The sequence below is a fragment of the Streptomyces sp. NPDC058653 genome, from assembly GCF_042716895.1.
Classification (GTDB): Bacteria; Actinomycetota; Actinomycetes; order Streptomycetales; family Streptomycetaceae; genus Streptomyces.
This window is the reverse complement of sequence record NZ_JBHXRM010000004.1, coordinates 118,486-133,297: the sequence shown is the minus strand read 5'-3', so window position 1 is coordinate 133,297 and position 14,812 is coordinate 118,486. Positions and strand designations below refer to the sequence as shown.

Here is a 14,812-nt window from a genome sequence, read left to right as displayed (position 1 = left end):
CGCGCCGGGAGCCGGGGCCCCGGCTCTTGGGACGGGCGGCCGGACCCCGCGCCCCGGTGTCGGCGGGCCGATCCGGGACGCGGGAGCGTGCCGCTCAGAACTCGTAGGCGCCGACGTCGAAGGGTGCGGACCGCTGCTTCCGGTCGGCGTCGACCGTGGGGGCGTTGCGGTCCGTACCGGCGTTGACCGCCGGGGAACCCTGCTTCAGATGGAGGTCACCGCCGGGGTGGTCGGCGAAGTACCTGGAGTACTCCGTTCCCACCGTGATGTTGTTCGAGTGCTGGGTGTTGACCGCGGCGCCGGTGTTGAAGGTCCGCGCCAGGTTGTTGCGGATGATGTCGCCGCTCGACGGCGTTCCGTCCTTCTGGTTGGTGAGCCGGATCTCGCTGTCCGTGGCCGGGTATCGCGGGACGACGGTGTTGTTGACGATCCTGCTGTCGTTCATGCCGTACAGGCCCATCGCGAGGCCGACTTCGACCTGGACGACGTTGTTCTCGATGGTCCAGTTCCGGTAGGGACCGTCGAAGGCTCCGATGCCCTGGATCGTGTACTTGCCGTTGTACTGGAAGGGGATCTTGCCGTAACGGGTGCCCTTGCGGCTGGTGAAGACGTTCCCGCGCAGGACGACGTCGTTGACCGGGGTGAAGCTGCCGTCGCCGCGGAAGCTCTGGAACATGTCGCGGTGCGGCGGGTCGTTCTCCGTGCCCGCGGGGACGACCGCGTAGCTGTTGACAGCCGAGTTGTACTCCAGCAGGCAGCCGCTGACCTTGCAGCGGTAGGCGTCCTCCCAGAAGTGGTCGACGCTGTTCCCTCTGACGACGGCCCCGGTGGCGCCCGCGCCGGCCTGTGAGGTGCGTTCGAGCATCACGCCGTTGCGGACGTTGCGGATCTTGTTGTTCAGCACCTGATTGTTGGCGCCGACGACCATGACGGCCGTACCGCTGCGGGCGACCCAGTCGTTGTTGTACCAGGTGTCGGCCGCGCCGTCGCCGGCCGCCCGGACCTGCGAGTTCTGGAGTACGTCGTGGGTGGCGCCGGCGTCGAACCGCACGAGGTCGCCCGTGGTGTGGGTGCCGTCGGCCTCCTGGGGCGAGACGAGCACGCCGTCGACGGTCCAGCGCGAGGCGCCGGAGGCGAACCTCAGTGTCTTCATCCTCGGGGTAGCGCCGGGCGCCGCCTTGACGGTCCGGACGCCGGACGCGATGCCCCCGGTGACGACGGGGCTTCCGTGGTTGCCGTTACGGAGGTAGATGACGTCGCCCGCCCCGAAGGTCCTCCCCGACGCGAAGACCTCCTGGAGGGTCCGCCACGGCCGGTCCGCCGTACCCGGGTTGGCCGACGAACCGGTGGCCGGGTCCACGTAGTAGACGGCGGCCGCCGCGCCGACGGGGGACGCCTCCGCTCCGAAGGCGGCGCCGCCGACCGGGAGTCCGAGCGCCGAGAGGGAGACGACGAGGACCAGGGCGTGTCTGCCCGCTCGACGCGCGGAGGGAATGGCGGCCATGGCTGAACCTCGGCTTCTTGTGGGGGAAGAGGCGCCGAGGGGTGCGGCGCCTGGTGAGGAGTGTGGGTGAAGTCATGCCATGAGTCAACGGATTCATTGGAATGAATTGGTAGTTGACTGGCCGTCAGTCACCTCGCCTCGGCGGACCGCGCACGTGGCGGGCGGGAGCGTAAACTCGTCGTCCCGGGACCGGTGATGCGTACCGGCGCCCGCCCAGTGCTCGTAGGCGACGGAGGGGACCGGACCGCGATGAACGCGTCGTCACACCCTTCCGTCGCCGCTGCTCCCACAGCAGCCGCACCCCCCGCGGCCGGTCCCGCGCCACGCGGACAGAAGACGCGTCATCTCGCGGACGAACTGCGCCGGGCCGTCGCCGAACTGCGCTGGCCCGCCGGCAGACTCCCGACCGAGCAGCAACTCGCCCGCGACCAGGGAGTGAGCGTCAACACCGTGCGGCGCGCGGTCGATCTCCTCGTCCAGGAGGGTCTCGTCTACCGCAGACAGGGGTCCGGCACCTACGTCGCGACGCCGCCCGCGGTCGGCACCGGATACGCCGTGGGCGTCGTCGTACCCTCGCTGACCTACTACTACCCGCGCACCGTCGCGGGCATCGAACGCGAACTCTCCCGCCACGGCTGCCGGATGCTCCTGCGCTGCACCGAGTGGGACTTCGCCCTGGAGCGCGAGGCCGTCGAGGAGCTGATCCGGTCGGGCACGGACGGGCTGATACTCGTCCCCACCCTCGGCGACGACGGGCCCGGGCACTGGCTCGGGGAGGCCGAGGAACTCGCCGTGCCCACCGTGCTCGTCGAGCGCGGTGCCGAACTGCCCGCCACCTCCCACGAGTTCGTCTGCTCCCACCACGCGGCGGGGGCCCGGACCGCCGCCGAACACCTGCTGGGTCTCGGGCACACCCGGATCGGTTACGCCGAGAGAATCAGCCCGCACACCGCGCCCCAGGTCCGGTCCGGCCTCTCCGCCGGACTGCGCCGCGCCGGACTCGATCCGGCCCCCGTGGTCTCCACCTCGCTCCCCCGCTGGACGCCCGAGGACGCGGACCGCTTCCTCGACGCCCTGCTGCGGCGCGGTGCGACGGCCGCGCTCTGCTTCGCGGACCGGGAGGCGTCGCTGCTGGTCACCGCCGCCCGACGACGAGGTCTTGGCGTGCCCGGGGACCTCTCCGTCATCGGATACGACGACGAGGTGGCCGACCTGTGCGAGGTGCCGCTGACCACGGTGGCCCCGGCGAAGACCGACATCGGCCGACGCGCCGCCGACCTGATCAGGAACCGCATCGCCGACCCCGCGTCACCCCGCCGCCAGGAGGCGTTCGTGCCACGCCTCGTCGTCCGCGACTCCACCGGCCCGGCGCCAAGCTAGGAGCCGTGCCGCAGCGGCGTTGGAGGCCGCACGGACAGCGTCCTGGTATGCCCTGGTCCGGGCGACCGACAAAGAGGCGGAGCGTCTGATCGAACTCCGCCGCCGGCCGCAGGCGCTCGTCACCACGGGACGGGAGCCGTGCGATGAGTGACGCCCGCGTGCTCAGATGTCGAGGAAGCGGACGTCCTTGGCGTTGCGCTGGATGAAGGAGCGCCGGGCCTCGACGTCCTCGCCCATCAGGACGGAGAAGAGGGCGTCGGCGACGGCCGCGTCGTCCAGGGTGACCTGGCCCAGGACACGGTGCTCCTGGTCCATGGTCGTGATCCGCAGCTCCTCGGCGTTCATCTCTCCGAGCCCCTTGAACCGCTGGACGGAGTCGTCCTTGACCCGGCGGCCGTCCTGTCGGCCCTCTGCCAGCAGCACGTCGCGTTCGCGGTCGGAGTAGGCGTACTCGACGTGGTCCCGGCTCCACTTGAGCTTGTAGAGGGGCGGCCGGGAGAGATAGACATGGCCCTCCTCGATCAGCGGGCGCATGAAGCGGAACAGGAAGGTCAGCAGCAGGGTGTTGATGTGCTGGCCGTCGACGTCGGCGTCCGCCATCAGGATGATCTTGTGATAGCGCAGTGCGGCGATGTCGAAGTCCTCGTGCACGCCCGTGCCGAACGCGGAGATGATCGCCTGGATCTCCTGGTTGTGCAGGATCTTGTCGATCCGGGCCTTCTCCACATTGAGGATCTTGCCGCGGATGGGCAGGATCGCCTGGTACCGCGGGTCGCGGCCGGACTTGGCCGAGCCGCCGGCGGAGTCCCCTTCGACGATGAAGATCTCCCCCTTCGCCGGATCGCGGGACTGGCAGTCGGACAGCTTGCCCGGCAGGGCCGCTGATTCCAGCAGGCCCTTACGGCGCGTCAGGTCCCGTGCCCTGCGGGCCGCGACCCGGGCCGTGGCCGATCGGACGGCCTTGCGCACGATGTCCGCGGCCTCGTTGGGGTTACGGTCGAACCAGTCGCCCAGGTGGTGGTGAACGACCTTCTGCACGAAGGTGCGCGCCTCGGTGTTGCCGAGTTTGGTCTTGGTCTGCCCCTCGAACTGGGGCTCACCGAGCTTGACCGAGATGATCGCGGTCAGGCCCTCGCGGATGTCCTCGCCGGAGAGGTTCGCGTCCTTGTCCCGCAGCAGTCTCTTCTCCCGCGCGTAGCGGTTGACCACGGTGGTCAGGGCCGCGCGGAAGCCCTCCTCGTGGGCGCCGCCGCCATGGGTGTGGATGGTGTTGGCGTAGGAGTACACGCTGTCGGTGTACTGGCCGTTCCACTGCAGGGCCGCCTCGACCGACAACAGCCGTTCCGTGTCCTCGGCGGTGAGGGTGATGACGGACGGGTGGACGGGCTCGCCCTTCCGGGAGTTGAGGTAGACCACGAAGTCGGTGATGCCGCCGTCGTAGCGGTAGGAGACCGTCCTCGCCGGCCGCTCCCCGGCGGTGCCCGGACCCGCTTCGTCGGCCGCGGCCGTCGCGCGGGCCGACTCGCGCTCATCGGTGAGGGTCAGGGTCAGCCCCCGGTTGAGGAAGGCCATCTCCTGGAACCGCCGGGCCAGCTTCTCGAAGGAGTACTCGGTGGTCTCGAAGATGCCGGGATCCGCCCAGAACGTCAGAGAGGTACCGGTCTCCAAGGTGGCCTCATGGCGGGCCAGCGGGGCTGTCGGCGCACCGTTCTCGTACTCCTGGGTCCACCGGTGGCCGTCGGTCCGGATCTCCGCGGACAGCCTGTTCGAGAGAGCGTTGACCACCGACAGACCCACGCCGTGCAGACCGCCGGAGACGGCGTACCCGCCGCCGCCGAACTTGCCGCCAGCGTGCAGCACCGTCAGCACCACCTCAAGTGCCGGCCGCTTCTCCAACGGGTGTGTGCCGACCGGGATTCCGCGCCCGTTGTCGGTCACCCGTACGCCGCCGTCGGCCAGGATCGTCACATCGATCCGGTCGGCCGCCCCGGCCAGCGCCTCGTCGACCGAGTTGTCCACGATCTCCTGCACCAGATGGTGCAGACCCCCTTCGCCCGTCGAGCCGATGTACATACCGGGCCGCTTGCGTACCGCGTCGAGTCCGTCCAGGACGGTGATCGCGCCGGCGTTGTACGCGGCAGACCCGGCCCGGCCGCTCCGCTCGGCGACGGAAATCTCGGCGACGGAAATCTCGGAGGCGAAGCTCTCGGGTACGGAACTCTCGGAGGCCACATGAGTGCCGGAAGTCTCCACAATGCTCTCTTTTCGGACACGACAAACCACGCCCCCGCGCATCACGGTGCGAGAGGGGTCGGATCGCCGAACGGAAAACGTGCCGCGGGCAGGCCGGAACAGACCCTCAGGGCCCGCGACTCCCGCCGCCGGGAAGGCGGCGGGACGCATGCCAAGCTACCGGAAGTCCCTCATGAACCCAGGGCGAGAAGTCTCCCAGAAGCCCCTCTCGCCGCCAACCTGCCTATCGGCCAATCCCCCCTACTCCGATCGCCGGAAATCCCCGGAGAATGGAGCACGGGAGCTTTCTGGGCTCATTGGCGCGGCGGGGTGCGGCAGCATTTTCGAGGGTGACGCTCCGCAGTCGGGGAGCAGACGCGGGGCCGTCTTCCAGCTGTCCTTTCCGACTGCCGGGTACAGCGCGGGGCCGCACCGGGTGATCCGGTGCGGCCCCGTGTCGGGCTTCAGGGAACGAGGTGGCCGGCGGCGCGGAAGAGTTCGTACCACTCGGCCCGGGTGAGCGGGAGTTCGGAGCCCTGGGCGGCGCCCGCGACGCGCTCCGGGCTGGTGGTGCCGAGGACGACCTGCATCTGGGCGGGGTGGCGGGTGATCCAGGCGGTCGCGATCGCGATGGCGGGGACGTCGTACTGGGCGGCGAGACGGTCGATGACGGCGTTGAGCTCCGGGTAGTCCGCCGACCCGAGGAAGACGCCCGTGAAGAACCCGGCCTGGAACGGTGACCACGCCTGGACGGTGATGTCGTTCAGACGGCAGTAGTCGACGATCCCGCCGCCGTCGAGGGTGACCGCCTGCTGCTCCGCGAGCATGTTCGTCGCGACGCCCTGGGCGATGATCGGCTCGTGGGTGATCGAGAGCTGGAGCTGGTTGGCCACGATGGGCTGACGCACGTACTTGCGCAGCAGGTCGATCTGGCGCGGTGTCTGGTTCGAGACACCGAAAGCGCGCACCTTGCCCGAGGATTCGAGCTCGTCGAAGGCGCGGGCCACCTCCTCGGGCTCGACAAGGGCGTCCGGGCGGTGCAGAAGGAGGATGTCGATGCGGTCCGTCCGCAGGGCCGCGAGTGAGTTCTCGACGGACTTGACGATGTGCTCGTACGAGAAGTCGTAGTACGGCCCGTCCGTGACGATTCCCGCCTTGGTCTGGATCGTGATCTCGTCGCGCTGCGACGGGGTCAGCGCCAGCGCCTCGGCGAAGCGGCGTTCGCAGTGGTGCAGTTCGGCGCCGTAGACGTCGGCGTGGTCGACGAAGTCGATGCCCGCGTCGCGCGCGACGCGGACGAGTTCGCGGATCTCCTCGTCCGTCTTCTCGCCGATACGCATCAGGCCGAGCAGGACGTTCGGGGCGAGGATGTCGGTGCCGGGCATGGTGAAGGTCTTCACGACGGCTTTCCTTCCAGATGTTCAGGTCTGCACAGTACAAACGGCGGCCACCTGCACACTTTAGGGGGCGGAGGGTCCGGCGGCGGAGAGCGCGTGCCCGGCGGCGATCAGCGGGACCCGGATGCTCGGGGGCCGGCCCCGGGGAGCCGCGGACCGGCCTGTCAGCGCCGCCGCGCGTCACCGCACGGTGATGACCAGCTTGCCCGTGGTGCGGCCGGTCTCCCCCAGGATGTGGGCCCGGGCGCCCTCGGCGAGGGGGAACGTGCCCGAGACATGGGCGCGGAGTCTGCCGCGCTCGACGAGTTCGGCGACGGCCCGCATCCCCGCCCGGTCGTGCTCGACGAGCATGACGACGGCGCGGACCTCTGCCTTCTCCGCCGCCGCCGGGGTGTCGGCGCCGTTCGGTACCAGGGACACGAGGACGCCGCCGGGACGGAGCACGCCCACGGAACGGGTGGCTGTCTCCCCGCCCAGCGCGTCGAGGACGACGTCGTAGCGCTCGTCGGTGTCGGTGAAGTCCTCGTGGCGGTGGTCGACGCAGGCGTCCGCGCCGAGTTCGCGCAGGAAGTCGTGCTTGGGGGCGCTCGCCGTCCCCGTGACGTGCGCGCCGCGCTCCTTGGCGATCTGTACGGCGAGATGACCGACACCGCCGGCCGCCGCGTGGATCAGCACCCGCTGCCCGGCCCGGAGGTCGGCGGTGTCGACGAGGGCCTGCCAGGCGGTGAGCGCGGCCAGCGGCAGGGCCGCCGCCTGGACGTGGTCGATCCCGGTGGGCTTGGCGGCGAAGGCGCGGGCGGGGCCGGTGACGTACTCGGCGTGGGATCCGGCTCCGTACGGGTAGGGCAGCATGCCGAACACCTCGTCACCCGGCCGGAAGAGGGTGACGCCGAAGCCGGTCCCGACCACGGTGCCGGAGACGTCCCAGCCGAGGGTCAGCGGCGGGGGCGGCAGGAAGATGCTCAGCGCGCGGTGCTTGAAGTCCGTGGGGTTCAGTCCGGCGGCGTGCACGGCGACAAGGATCTCGCCGGGGCCCGGCGCGGGCCGTGGAATCTCGGTCAGCCGCAGGACCTCGGGGCCGCCGAGGGCCGTCTGGTGCAGGGCCAGCATCAGGGGGGTCCCGTCCGGGGCGGTGGGGGCCGGGGAGTCGTGGTTCTCACGGGTGTTGGTCGAAGTCATGCCTCGATCCTGGCCGTACGGGTCGGCCCCGGGCGATGGCATGAACGTCATCCTCCGATACATTTCTGCCATGCCGACCGACCCCGCCGCCCGTCACTCCCCCGGTACTTCGGGCACTCCCACCGTGCGCCCCTCGCCCACCGCCGCCTCCCGGGACCGCGTCCTCGCCGACCGGGCGGCCGAACTGGAGGGCCTGATACAGCCCGCGCCACTCCCCGGCGCCCACAAGGTCGTGGTCCTCGCCCTCGACGGTGTCTATCCCTTCGAACTCGGCATCCCGCACCGGGTCCTGGGTTCCGCCGACGGCCGCTACGAGGTGCTCTCCGCGAGCGTGGACGGCGGGCCCGTGCGTACCGACGCGGACCTGACCGTCACCCCCGGGCACGGGCCCGAGGTGCTGGCCGGCGCGGACACCGTGATCATCCCCCCGTACGCGATCTCGCGCGCCATGATCACCCCGGACCCGGGCGCTCTCGCCGCGCTGTCCCGCGTGCGCCCCGGCACCCGTCTCGTGTCCATCTGCACCGGCGCTTTCCTGCTGGCCGCCGCCGGTCTCCTGGACGGGCGGCGGGCCACCACCCACTGGGCGCTCGCCGGTGTCTTCCAGGAACTGTTCCCACGGGTCGAGGTCGACGCGGGGGTCCTCTTCGTGGACCACGGTGACGTGCTGACCTCCGCCGGGGCGGCGAGCGGTGTCGACGTCTGTCTGCACCTGGTGCGCCAGGACCACGGCAGCGAGGTGGCCAACCAGGTCGCCCGGCGCTGCGTCGTGCCGCCGTACCGGGACGGCGGGCAGGCCCAGTACATCGAGCGGCCCCTGCCGCCGGCGAGCGGAGCCGGTACCGGGCCGACCCGTGACTGGGCGCTCCAGCGGCTGGAACTGCCCCTGTCGCTGGACGAGTTGGCCGCGCACGCGGCGATGAGCACCCGTACCTTCGCCCGGCGTTTCCAGGAGGAGACCGGGCTGAGCCCCGGCCGCTGGCTGACGCAGCAGCGGCTGCGGCGGGCGCGGCACCTGCTGGAGTCCAGCGACCTGCCGGTCGAACGGGTGGCCCACGAGGTCGGCTTCGCGACCGCCACCTCGCTTCGGCGGCACCTGGCGGCGGAGGCGGGGGTCGCCCCGTCGGCGTACCGGCGCACCTTCCGTGCCTCGGGTCCGGGCCCGAGTGCGGGTGCGGGTTCTGGCGCGGGCACAGGCACGGGCGACGTCAGGGAAGCATCGGTGGCCGGTGGGGGCTGAGGGACCCGGTGCTGAGCGCGGACGGATCACCGGCGGGGTCCCTCGCCGAGGGCGCCGGACCGTTGCGGATGCGCCGATCGCACCGATGGGCGCAGACTTGAACGAGGCGGTCCGACGGCGGGCCCGTCCGGGGCGACCGTCCACTTCGCCGTGGCGCTGGACTCGGCCCACAGGGTGTCTCCCACGCGGTCGGTCGACATGCGTGCCGGCCTGAGTCCGCCCGAACACGACGAGGAAGAGCTCGCAGCCCGGCCCGGCGCCGGGCCATGCACCACCCGGGCGCCTTCTGCGGCGTCCCCGCGCGGAAGGAAAGGAACGATGGGACTCTCCTGGCAGCAAGGACCGCTCGCCCCGGGAACCGTCGGGCAGTTCCTGATCCCCGACCCCCTCCCCGAGCGGATTCTGTACGCCGAACCGCTGCGCCGCCGTATGCGGGCCAAGCTGGGTGACACCTGGGTCATGGACAGCGAGAACGCCGTACTCCTCCATGAGCCCGGCCGCTACCCCGTCGCCTACTTCCCGCCGGACGACATCGCCGCCGACGTCCTGGAACGGACCGGGCACACGACACAGCACCGGGATCTCGGACCGACCTCGTGGTTCACCGTCCAGGCGGGGCCCGAGAGCAGACAGCGGGCCGCGTGGCAGCACACCGACCTCCCCGGCCACGCCAAGATCCTCGACGGACACGTCGCCTTCGCCTGGCGGGCGATGGACGGCTACTACGAGGAGGACGAACGGATCGTCGGCCACGCCGCGGACGCCTACCACCGCATCGACATCCGCGGCACGAGCCGTCATCTGGTGGTCCGGGACGGCGAACGCGTGGTCGCCGAGAGCCGGAGTCCACTGGTGCTGTACGAGTCCGGGTTCGCCCCTCGTTGGTACGTTCCGCGTGCGGACGTGGACGAATCCGCGCTGACACCCGCCGAGGGGCAGACGTTCTGCCCGTACAAGGGCATGGCCAGCTACTACGACATCGGCGGTGCCCGGCGCGCGGCGTGGTCGTACGAGGACGCCTGGGACGGTGTGCGCCGTATCTCGGGAATGGTGTCCTTCGAACCCGACGAGATCCGGGTGGACCTCGACGGCGTACGCCAGAGCCTGGAGCCGGGCCAGAACGTCGTCTCCCACGGGGCGGACCGCAACCTGGACCCCGGTGAAGCGGGGCACGGCCGGCATGCCTGACCACCGTCGTACGCGTCACGGCTTCGAGGGGAGGGCCCGATGCCTTCGTTGCTCTCGGTGAATGTCGGCATGCCGAAGAACGTGCCGTGGGAGGGCCGGACCGTCCACACCGGTGTGTGGAAGTACCCGGTGGAGGGACCGGTGATGGCCCGCCGTACCAACCTCGACGGGGACGGTCAGGGCGACAGGGCCGGTCATGGTGGTGAGCAGCGTGCCGTGATGGTCTACCAGATCGACTCCTACCGGCACTGGCAACAGCACTTCGGACGCGACGACTTCGAGCACGGCCAGTTCGGGGAGAACTTCACCATCGACGGTCTGCCGGACGACGAGGTGTGCGTCGGCGACCGTTACCGCATCGGTGAGGCGGAGTTCGAGGTCACCCAGCCCCGGGTCACCTGCTACCGCGTGGGCATGCGGCTCGGCGAACCCGAGCTGCCGGCTCTGCTGGTCAGCCATCACCGCCCCGGTTTCTATCTGCGGGTCATCCAGGAGGGGCACGTCCAGGCGGGCGACGAGATCGTCAGGACGCGGACCGGGCCCGGCGCGCTGAGTGTGACGGAGATCGACGCGCTGCTCTACCTGCCGGACAGGGACATCGAGAAGCTGCGGCTCGCGCTGGACATCCCCGCGCTGAGCCCCGGCTGGCAGGGCTCCTTCCGTGACCTGCTCAAGGAGGCCGAGGAGACCGGCGACGGCGCCGCGTCGCCGGCCGCGCAGGCGGCGTGGGCCGGTTTCCGGGAGCTGCGCGTGGCGGAGGTCGTACACGAGAGCGAAGCGGTCTCGTCGATCTCCCTGAAGGCCGCCGACGGGTCCCGGCTGCCTCCCGCCCTCGCCGGGCAGTATCTGACACTGCGTATCCCCGGCGCCGGGGAGCCCGAGCCCGTTCGCAGCTACTCGCTCTCGTCGGCGCCGGGCAGCGACCCCTACCGGATCAGCGTCAAACACGAACCCCACGGAGTCGCGAGCGGGTATCTGACCACCCGGCTGCGCCCGGGAGCCGTACTCGATGCCGCCGCGCCCCGTGGGGACTTCGTCCTCCAGGAGGGTGACGGGCCGGTCCTGCTCATCTCCGCCGGCATCGGTGTCACCCCCGTGCTCGCGATGCTCCACCAGCTCGCGGACGCCCGCAGTGAGCGCGAGGTGTGGTGGATCCACGGAGCCCGCAGTCCTCGGGAGCATCCGCTGGCGGCCGAGGCACACTCGCTGCTCGCGGCGCTTCCACGGGCGACCGAGCACGTCTTCTACAGCGCGGTGAAGCCGCGGAGGGCGGGAGACGGGCAGGCCACGTCCGGCCGTCTCAGCCGGGACGGCCTCGCCGCGCTGGGTATCCCGGCGGACGCCAGCGCCTACGTCTGCGGACCCGCGTCGTTCATGGCCGACATGAAGGACGCGCTCACGGCCTCCGGGCTTGAGGAGGAGGACATCCACTTCGAGTTGTTCGGCGCCCTGCCCTCCATCAACCCCGGCCTGACCGGGGAGGCGAGGGCGGAACCGCATCCGCCTACCGGCCTGGCCGGGACCGGCCCGACGGTCACCTTCGCCCGGAGCGGGATCTCCACCCCGTTCCGTGACACCGAGGGCAGTCTGCTGGAGCTGGCGGAGGCATGCGACGTTCCCGCCCGCTGGAGCTGTCGCACCGGGGTGTGCCACACGTGCGTCACCCCCGTGCTGTCCGGGGCGGTCTCGTACGAACCGGACCCACTCGAAGCCCCGCCGGAGGGGCAGGTACTCATCTGCTGTTCGCGGCCCACCGGCACGGAGATCGTCCTCGACATGTGACGACCCTGGTTCCGCCGGCCGCCCCGGCGGGGGCCTCGCTCAGCCGGTCACATAGGCGTTGAGCGGTGACAGACCGTCCAGGTCCACCTGGAGGCCCTTCAGCTTGGAGGTGTGGAGGAAGGTGCGCACCGGCACGTACACCGGGATGGCCGCCGCCTGCTCCATCACCCTGCGGTCGACCGTCGACCACTTCTCCCCCGCCGCCGCCAGGTCCGCCGTCGCGTTGGCCTCGTCTATCGCGTTGTTGACCACCGAGCTGTCGAGCCGGGAGAAGTTGGAGGTGGTCGGGTAGGTGAAGCGTCCGTCGAACGAGTCCGGCAGATACGTCGACGCCAGCGGCAGGCCGCCGGTGTTCATCGGGATGCGCAGGAGGTCGAACTCGCCCTCTCCCGCCTTCTCGTAGAGGTCGGACACGTCGACGTTCTTCAGCGTCACCTTGAAACCGGCTGTGCCGAGCGCGCGTTGAACCACCTTCGCCCGTGCCTCGTCGGCCGATGTCGCGAAGGCGAGGGTGAGCGGATAGCCGACCTTGCCCGCCTCGGCGAGCAGCTCACGGGCCCGGGCGGGGTCGCCGTGCGCCCCGGCCCCGTGGACGTCGAAGTCCCGTGAACCGCGGATGCCCGGCGGCATGAGGTGGTGCGTGGCGATGCCGTCCTCGCCGCTCGCGGCCATGACGTCCGCCACCGGGTACGCGGTGGCGATGGCCTGACGGACCTTCAGTTCAGGTACGCGCTTCGTGTCGACCGTGTAGGCGTGGACGAACGGTGCCGGTGATGTCACCCGGTGCGTGCCGCTGCTGGCGGCGCCGTCCCCGGTGCCCAGGCCGTCCTTGTCCTGCGAGCCGGAGAACGTCATCACGGCGGATTTCGCGCCGGCGGCGCGGATGCGGGTCTTTATCTCGTCGAGCGCGACCGCGCCGGTGATCTCGTAGCGGTCGGGGTACGCGGTGCGGACGGGGTCGGTGTCCGCGCGCCACTTCGGGTTGCGGGTGAGGGTGAGGTTCGTGGCGTCGGTGAACGAGTCGACCTGGTACGGGCCCGTCGACGGGAGGACGGTGGAGGTGGCGGAGATCTTGCCCACCCGCTCCGGTACGGGCGCGCTGTTGGGGCCGGCCAGGACGACGTTGAAGTCGGGGTGGGCGCCGTCGAGATGGAAGACGATGGTGCGGTCGTCCGGGGTCTCGATGACACCGGGCGGCATCTCGTGCTCGCCGCCGATGCCCGACGCGTCCTCGGGGCCCAGCAGGAAACTCCGGAGGGTGCGGTCGCCCATCGCGAAGGCGTCGGGGTCGAGGGTGCGTCTGATCGCGTACACGAAGTCCTGGGCGCGGACGGGCGATCCGTCGTTGTAGACGAGGCCCGGCTTGAGGGTGAATGTCCAGTCGCGGCCGTCCAGCGACGGACGGCCGGTGTCCTCGGCGAGATCCCCGACGAGGCGGACGGTGCCGTCCGGCCGGGTCTTGAGGGCGGTCAGGCTGCGGTGGACGAGGCGGGAGATCAGCCGCTCGGATCCGGACCACATGTTGCCCGGATCCAGGGTGGTGAAGGTTTTGGGTTCGAGGACGGTGACGGTGCCGCCCTTGCGGGCGTCCCGCACCGCCGGGGCGGGGCCCTTGGAGTCGGCCTCGGAGCCGAGCGTCAGCGTCTGGGTCTTGGCCACCGGGGCGACCGTGCCGGAGGCTCCCGACCCGCCCACGCTGTTCTTGCCGTTGTTCGAGTCGCCGTCACCACCGAATGCCTGGACGGCCAGGAGCGCCACCGCGAGTACGGCGGCGGTCGCCGAGGCCCCGACCCATGCGCCGCGCCGGCGGCGCGCGGCCGAGGGAGCCGTGATCGTCGGCTGTTCCTTGGGAACCGGTGGAGGCAGCGGGAAGAGCTTGTCGGGATCGGGGCGCACTGCGCCGGCGACGAACTGCCGCAGTGGTGAGGCGGCGGGTCTCGGAGGGTGTTCCGGATGGTCCGGGGGCTCCACGGGAAGGGTGGGCGCCTCGGCGGGAAGGGTGTCGGCCGCGAACCGCTTCGCGGGCACGGCGAGTTGGTCGAACAACGCGCGCGCCTCGTCCGCCGTCGGCCGCCGGTCGACCGGCTTCGCGAGCATCCGGCCCACCAGCTCGTCCCACTCGGGGGCCAGCCCGGGGCGCCGTTCCGACGGTTTCTCCGGCGTCTCGTACACATGGCTGTGCATCAGCGCGGGCGCCGACACCGACTCGAAGGGCGGGGCGCCGGTGAGCATCTCGTACACCATGCAGCCCAGCGCGTAGACGTCCGTACGGCCGTCGTCCGCGCCTCGGGTGAAGCGCTCCGGTGCCATGTAGGGCAGTGTGCCGATGGGCGAGTCGGTGGTGGTGGTGAGCCGGCTGCCGATCGTCGCGTCGAGGAACTTGGCGATGCCGAAGTCGAGCACCTTCGCGGTGCCCTCGTCGGTGAGCATCACGTTCGCCGGTTTGATGTCGCGGTGGATGATGCCGGCCCGGTGGGCGGTCGCCAGCCCCCGGCAGACCTGCGCGGCGAGGTTCGCGACCCGCTCCGGCTCCAGCGGCCCCTCGGCCAGCAGTTCACGTACGGTGCGGCCCGACAGCAGCGCCATGACGAGGTAGGGCGCTTCGCCGTCCGTCCCGTGGTCGAAGACGGGCACGATGTACGAGCTGTCGAGGGCGGCGGCGGCCCGCGCCTCGCGGCCGAACATGGCGAGCAGCCGGTCCCGCTCGGCGCCGGCCGTGCCGGGTGGCAGGCTCAGCAGCTTGACGGCCACCTGGCGTTCGAGCCGGGAGTCCGTGGCCCGCCAGACCTCTCCCATACCGCCGGCACCGATCCGCTCAGTGAGCGTGTACCGACCGTCCAGGGTCGCGCCGCGCATCCCAGCCCCCTCGTTCAAGGAATCGGCGGTCTCAATGTACCCGCGCGGCAGGGG

The 14,812-nt window shown here is 71.0% G+C and carries 9 protein-coding genes; 4 read left to right on the top strand and 5 right to left on the bottom strand.

Translation table 11 applies throughout. From position 1 onward, the window contains the following. Positions 1 to 94 precede the first annotated feature (94 nt). Positions 95 to 1,504 (bottom strand): choice-of-anchor Q domain-containing protein, encoded by a 1,410-nt coding sequence (locus ACFWU9_RS05375; RefSeq protein ID WP_384315037.1) that lies wholly within the window; start codon positions 1,502 to 1,504, stop codon positions 95 to 97. Positions 1,505 to 1,753: 249 nt separating this feature from the next. On the opposite strand from ACFWU9_RS05375, the gene ACFWU9_RS05370 reads away from it, so the two are divergent. Beyond that, positions 1,754 to 2,884, top strand: coding sequence for a substrate-binding domain-containing protein (locus tag ACFWU9_RS05370; protein ID WP_384315036.1), 1,131 nt, complete (start codon positions 1,754 to 1,756; stop codon positions 2,882 to 2,884). Positions 2,885 to 3,046: 162 nt separating this feature from the next. On the opposite strand, the gene gyrB is transcribed toward ACFWU9_RS05370, so the two are convergent. From gyrB to ACFWU9_RS05355, 3 genes are all read right to left on the bottom strand, one after another. Beyond that, complete coding sequence (gene gyrB / locus ACFWU9_RS05365) at positions 3,047 to 5,137, bottom strand: DNA topoisomerase (ATP-hydrolyzing) subunit B (RefSeq protein WP_384315035.1); 2,091 nt, start codon at positions 5,135 to 5,137, stop codon at positions 3,047 to 3,049. 443 nt (positions 5,138 to 5,580) lie between these two features. Then, the gene (locus tag ACFWU9_RS05360) at positions 5,581 to 6,516 is read right to left on the bottom strand and encodes an aldo/keto reductase family oxidoreductase (RefSeq protein ID WP_384315034.1); all 936 of its coding nucleotides are present in this window, start codon (positions 6,514 to 6,516) and stop codon (positions 5,581 to 5,583) included. 177 nt (positions 6,517 to 6,693) lie between these two features. Further along, positions 6,694 to 7,692: an NADP-dependent oxidoreductase gene (locus ACFWU9_RS05355; RefSeq protein ID WP_384315033.1), complete on the bottom strand. Its 999-nt coding sequence runs from the start codon at positions 7,690 to 7,692 to the stop codon at positions 6,694 to 6,696. A gap of 70 nt (positions 7,693 to 7,762) precedes the next feature. Between ACFWU9_RS05355 and ACFWU9_RS05350 the strand changes: the two genes are divergently transcribed. The 3 genes from ACFWU9_RS05350 to ACFWU9_RS05340 all read left to right on the top strand — a co-directional run bounded on the left by ACFWU9_RS05350 (position 7,763) and on the right by ACFWU9_RS05340 (position 11,902). After that, a complete protein-coding gene (locus tag ACFWU9_RS05350) occupies positions 7,763 to 8,932 on the top strand; it encodes a GlxA family transcriptional regulator (RefSeq protein WP_384315032.1) in 1,170 nt (389 codons plus the stop codon). Positions 8,933 to 9,250: 318 nt separating this feature from the next. Next, positions 9,251 to 10,120, top strand: a complete 870-nt coding sequence (locus ACFWU9_RS05345) for a DUF427 domain-containing protein (RefSeq protein WP_384315031.1) — start codon at positions 9,251 to 9,253, stop codon at positions 10,118 to 10,120. Positions 10,121 to 10,159: 39 nt separating this feature from the next. Further along, positions 10,160 to 11,902, top strand: a complete 1,743-nt coding sequence (locus tag ACFWU9_RS05340; RefSeq protein ID WP_384315030.1) for an MOSC domain-containing protein — start codon at positions 10,160 to 10,162, stop codon at positions 11,900 to 11,902. A gap of 39 nt (positions 11,903 to 11,941) precedes the next feature. On the opposite strand, the gene ACFWU9_RS05335 is transcribed toward ACFWU9_RS05340, so the two are convergent. Next, positions 11,942 to 14,758: an ABC transporter substrate-binding protein gene (locus ACFWU9_RS05335; protein ID WP_384315029.1), complete on the bottom strand. Its 2,817-nt coding sequence runs from the start codon at positions 14,756 to 14,758 to the stop codon at positions 11,942 to 11,944. Positions 14,759 to 14,812: the final 54 nt, after the last annotated feature.

Excerpts from the sequence above, each read along its gene's own strand:
- ACFWU9_RS05375 (WP_384315037.1), bottom strand. The coding sequence starts at position 1,504 with ATGGCCGCCATTCCCTCCGCGCGTCGAGCGGGCAGACACGCCCTGGTC.
- ACFWU9_RS05370 (WP_384315036.1), top strand. The coding sequence starts at position 1,754 with ATGAACGCGTCGTCACACCCTTCCGTCGCCGCTGCTCCCACAGCAGCC.
- ACFWU9_RS05355 (WP_384315033.1), bottom strand. The coding sequence starts at position 7,692 with ATGACTTCGACCAACACCCGTGAGAACCACGACTCCCCGGCCCCCACC.
- ACFWU9_RS05350 (WP_384315032.1), top strand. The coding sequence starts at position 7,763 with ATGCCGACCGACCCCGCCGCCCGTCACTCCCCCGGTACTTCGGGCACT.
- ACFWU9_RS05345 (WP_384315031.1), top strand. The coding sequence starts at position 9,251 with ATGGGACTCTCCTGGCAGCAAGGACCGCTCGCCCCGGGAACCGTCGGG.
- ACFWU9_RS05340 (WP_384315030.1), top strand. The coding sequence starts at position 10,160 with ATGCCTTCGTTGCTCTCGGTGAATGTCGGCATGCCGAAGAACGTGCCG.
- ACFWU9_RS05335 (WP_384315029.1), bottom strand. The coding sequence starts at position 14,758 with ATGCGCGGCGCGACCCTGGACGGTCGGTACACGCTCACTGAGCGGATC.